Annotated in this window: 2 protein-coding genes; both read left to right on the top strand. The window is 67.9% G+C overall.

The annotated features are described in order from the left end of the window. The coding region (locus tag D7V97_RS40455; protein ID WP_147445184.1) for a DNA topoisomerase (ATP-hydrolyzing) subunit A at window positions 1-2,314 on the top strand (2,314 nt) is incomplete at its 5' end. 11 nt (window positions 2,315-2,325) lie between these two features. After that, window positions 2,326-4,257 carry a type IIA DNA topoisomerase subunit B gene (locus D7V97_RS40460; RefSeq protein ID WP_120615899.1) on the top strand — a complete coding sequence of 644 codons (1,932 nt, stop codon included), beginning with the start codon at window positions 2,326-2,328 and terminating at the stop codon, window positions 4,255-4,257. Window positions 4,258-4,492: the final 235 nt, after the last annotated feature.

Genomic DNA, 4,492 nt, shown 5'->3' on the forward strand with positions numbered 1-4,492 from the left:
CAGTGGTGGCGCGTCCGGTGCCGGGGGCGGGGGCGGCAGCATCCCCGCGGGCCTCGCCGAGGAGGCCCGCCGCCGCTACCTCAACTACGCCCTGTCGGTCATCACCTCGCGCGCCCTGCCCGACGTGCGCGACGGCCTCAAGCCGGTGCAGCGCCGCATCCTCTACGGCATGTGGAACGACCTGAACCTGTCGTTCGACACCAAGTACCAGAAGTGCGCCCAGGTCGTCGGCGCCATCATGGGCCGCTACCACCCGCACGGCGACACGGCCATCTACGACGCGCTCGTCCGCATGGCCCAGGACTTCTCCCTGCGCTACCCGCTGGTGGACGGCCACGGCAACTTCGGCTCGCTCGACGGCGACTCCGCCGCCGCCTACCGCTACACCGAGTGCCGGCTGGAGAAGCTGGCCACGGAGCTTTTGGGCGAGCTGGACAGCAAGACGGTCCGCTTCCGGCCCAACTACGACGGCACCCGGGACGAGCCCGTCGTCATCCCCGCGCGCGTGCCCCAGCTCCTGATGAACGGGACGACGGGCATCGCGGTGGGCATGGCCACCAACATCCCGCCCCACCACCTGGGCGAGCTGGTGGACGCGCTCCTGGCGCTCATCGACAACCCGGAGCTGGCGGTCAAGGACCTGCTCAAGTGGATCAAGGGCCCGGACTTCCCCACCGGCGGGCAGATCCTCAACAGCAAGCCGGAGCTGCGCGAAATCTACGAGACGGGCCAGGGCGGCGTCCGCGTGCGCGGCGAGTACAAGATGGAGGAGCTCAAGCGCGGCGGTCAGATGATCGTCGTCACCTCCATCCCGTACACGGTGAACAAGTCCACGCTCGTCGCGAAGATTGGCGAGCTGGTGCGCGAGCGCAAGCTGCCGCTCATCACCGACGTGCGCGACGAGTCCACCAAGGACGTGCGCATCGTCCTGGAGCTCAAGAAGGACGCCAGCCCGGAGCTGGTGATGGCGTACCTCTACAAGCACACGCCCCTGCAGACGACCTTCGGCGTGAACCTCACCTGCCTCGTCCCTTCCGAAAACCCGGACGTCGGCACGCCGAAGCGGTTGGACCTCAAGAGCATCCTCCGCTACTTCCTCGACTTCCGCCTGGAGATCGTGACCAAGCGGTTCGAGCATGAGCTGGCGGAGCTCAAGCGCCGCGTCCACATCCTCGAGGGCTTCGAGAAGGCCTACGACGCGCTCGACGAGATGATCCGCATCATCCGTCAGTCCGAGGGCAAGCAGGACGCGGCCCAGAAGCTGATGGCCCGCTTCAAGCTGGATGAGATCCAGGTGGACGCCATCCTGGAGATGAAGCTGTACAAGCTGGCGCGCCTGGAGATCCTCGTCGTCCAGAAGGAGCTCAAGGAGAAGCGCGCGGAGATCAAGCGCATCGAGGGCATCCTCAAGGACGTCAAGAAGCGCTGGGGCGTCATCCGCGACGAGCTCACCGAGATGAAGGCCCGGTACACCGACAAGCGCCGCACGCGCATCGGCGGCGCCGGCTCCGAAGAGGTGGAGTTCTCCGCGGAGGCGTTCATCGCGGACGAGGACGCCCACGTGGTGCTCACCCGCGACGGGTGGATCAAGCGCGTGCGCGAGGTGAAGGACCCGTCCACCACGCGTCTGCGCGAAGGCGACGCGGTGATGGCGGTGCTCGCCGGCAGCCTGAAGGCGAACCTGGTGCTGTTCACCAACTTCGGCACCGCCTACGTCACCCGCTTCAACGACGTGCCGGCCTCCACCGGCTACGGCGACCCGGTGCAGAAGCTGTTCAAGTTCGACGACGGCGAGCGCATCGTGGGCGCGCTGTCGCTGGATGCGCGCCTGCATCAGCCGGAGAAGCTGGTGGCGGTGACGCGCCACGGCCTGGGCATGCGCTTCCTGCTCGCGCCCCACACGGAGGTCTCCACCCGCGCCGGTCGTCGCTACGCGAAGACGGGCGAGGGCGACGAGATCATCGGCACGCAGCCGGTGGGCGACCGCGACCTGCTGGGCGTCCTCACGGAGAAGACGAACGCGCTCGTGTGCAAGGTGGCGGAGGTGAACGAGTTGGCCGGCCCCGGCAAGGGCGTGCAGGTCATCAAGGTGGAGCCGGGCGACCGGGTGGTGGACTTCCTCGCGGCGCCCGCCAACCAGAAGGACGCCACGCTGGAGTTCGAAACGACGAAGGGCCGCAAGCTGCACCTGTCACCGGCGAAGTTCACGGTGACGGCACGCGGCGGCAAGGGCCATGAGATGTCCAAGCGCGACACGGTGAAGGAGGTGGCGCGGCCCGTCACCTTCGTGCCGCTGCCGGAGAAGAAGGAGTAGGCGGGAAGGCCATGGCGACCAAGAAGGAAAGCTACACAGGCGCGGACATCCAGGTCCTTGAAGGCCTGGAGCCGGTGCGCAAGCGCCCGGCCATGTACATCGGTGGCACCGACAGCACGGGCTACCACCACCTCTTGTGGGAGATCCTCGACAACTCGGTGGACGAGGTCATCAACGGCTACGCCACCACCGTCGAGGTGACGCTGCACAAGGGCGGCAAGTCCATCACCGTCGTGGACAACGGGCGCGGCATCCCCGTGGACGTGATGCCCAAGCACAAGAAGCCCGCCGTGGAGGTCATCCTCACGACGCTGCACTCGGGCGGCAAGTTCGAGCAGGGCAACTACATCCACTCGGGCGGTCTGCACGGCGTGGGCAGCTCCGTGGTGAACGCGCTCTCCAGCAAGCTCCAGGTGGAGATCAAGCGCGACGGCAAGCGCCACGTGCAGACGTACGCGCGCGGCAAGGCGACGAGCCTCCTGAAGGTGGAGGGCCCGGCGCGCGGCACCGGCACGTCGACCACCTTCGAACCGGACGCGGAGATCTTCGGGGAGAAGCAGCGCTTCGACGCGGAGCTCGTGCGCGAGCGCCTGGAGGCGAAGAGCTACCTGCACAAGGGGATGACCGTCGTCTGGAAGGACGAGACGGCCACGCCCGCGGTGCACGTGACGTACAAGCACGACGGCGGCATCGCGGAGTACCTCACCCGCGTCGTCTCCGAGCGGCAGAAGCCCATCGTCCCCACCGGCGGCACGCCGTTCTACTACGCGCGTGACAACGAGGTCCGGCTGGAGGTGGCGCTGGCGTGGACGGAGGCCACGGACGAGCACGTGCGCTCGTACGTCAACGGCATCCCCACCGCCATGGGCGGCACGCACGAAGCGGGCCTGAGGGGCGCCATCGTCAAGGCGATGCGCAACTACATCGACACGCACGACCTGACGCCCAAGGGCGTGACGCTCACCGCGGAGGACATCCGCGAGGGCATCACCGCCATCCTGTCCGTCTACGTGGTGGAGCCCCAGTTCCAGGGGCAGACGAAGGGCCGCCTCAACAACCCGGAGACCGCGGGCCAGGTGGACGGCGCCATCCGTCCGGTGCTGGAGAAGTGGTTCAACGACAACAAGTCCATCGCGGAAGCGCTGCTGGCGCGCATCATCCTGGCCGCCCGCGCCCGTGAAGCCTCCCGCGCGGCCTCCGCCGCCATCAACCGCAAGACGGCGGTGAGCCACCGGCTCAACCTGCCCGGGAAGCTGGCGGACTGCTCGTCCACGGATCCGCAGTCGAGCGAGCTGTTCATCGTGGAGGGTGACTCCGCAGGCGGCTCCGCCAAGCAGGGCCGCGACCGGCGCACCCAGGCCATCCTCCCCCTGCGCGGCAAGGTGCTCAACGCGGAGCAGGCGTCCACCGACAAGGTGGCCGGCAACAAGGAGCTCCAGGACATCGTCAGCGCGCTGGGGTGCGGCATCGGCTCGGACTTCGACATCACGAAGCTGCGATACGGCCGCGTCTTCCTGCTGATGGACGCCGACAGCGACGGCCACCACATCGCCACGCTGCTGCTCACGTTCTTCTACCGCCACCTGCGGCCGCTCATCGAGGCGGGCGCGGTGCACATCGCCCAGCCGCCGCTGTACCGGGTGGACATTGGCAAGGAGACGTACTGGGCCCTGGACGAACCGGACCGCGACCGCATCATCCGCGAGAAGGTCCGGGGCAACGCCAAGCCCAACATCATGCGCTTCAAGGGCCTGGGTGAGATGACCGCCGATGAGCTGAAGGAGACCACGCTCGATGCGCGAAACCGCATCAGCCTGCGCGTCACCATCGACAACGCCCTGGAGACCGACCGCATCATCAACGACCTGATGGGCAAGGACGTCTCCGCGCGTTACAAGTTCATCACCGAGCAGGCCGGCGAAGTGCAGGAACTGGACGTCTGAGAAAGCCGGAGTCCATGCCCACCCGGGATGGGGTTCCCCTCGTCCCGGGCGGGGCATTGGTCTTCCGCCCCGCCGGTCGGCTAGCATCCGCCGCATCGTGAACACGACCCGTCTTGCCCTGAGTCTCGCGCTCGCCTGTGTGCTGAGCGCCCCTGCCGCCGACGCCGCCACCAAGCGAAAGAGCGCGCGAAAGAAGCGCCCCGCCGCCACGAAGGCCACGAAGCCGGCCCCCGTC

It is taken from the genome of Corallococcus sp. CA053C (assembly GCF_003611675.1).
GTDB lineage: Bacteria > Myxococcota > Myxococcia > Myxococcales > Myxococcaceae > Corallococcus.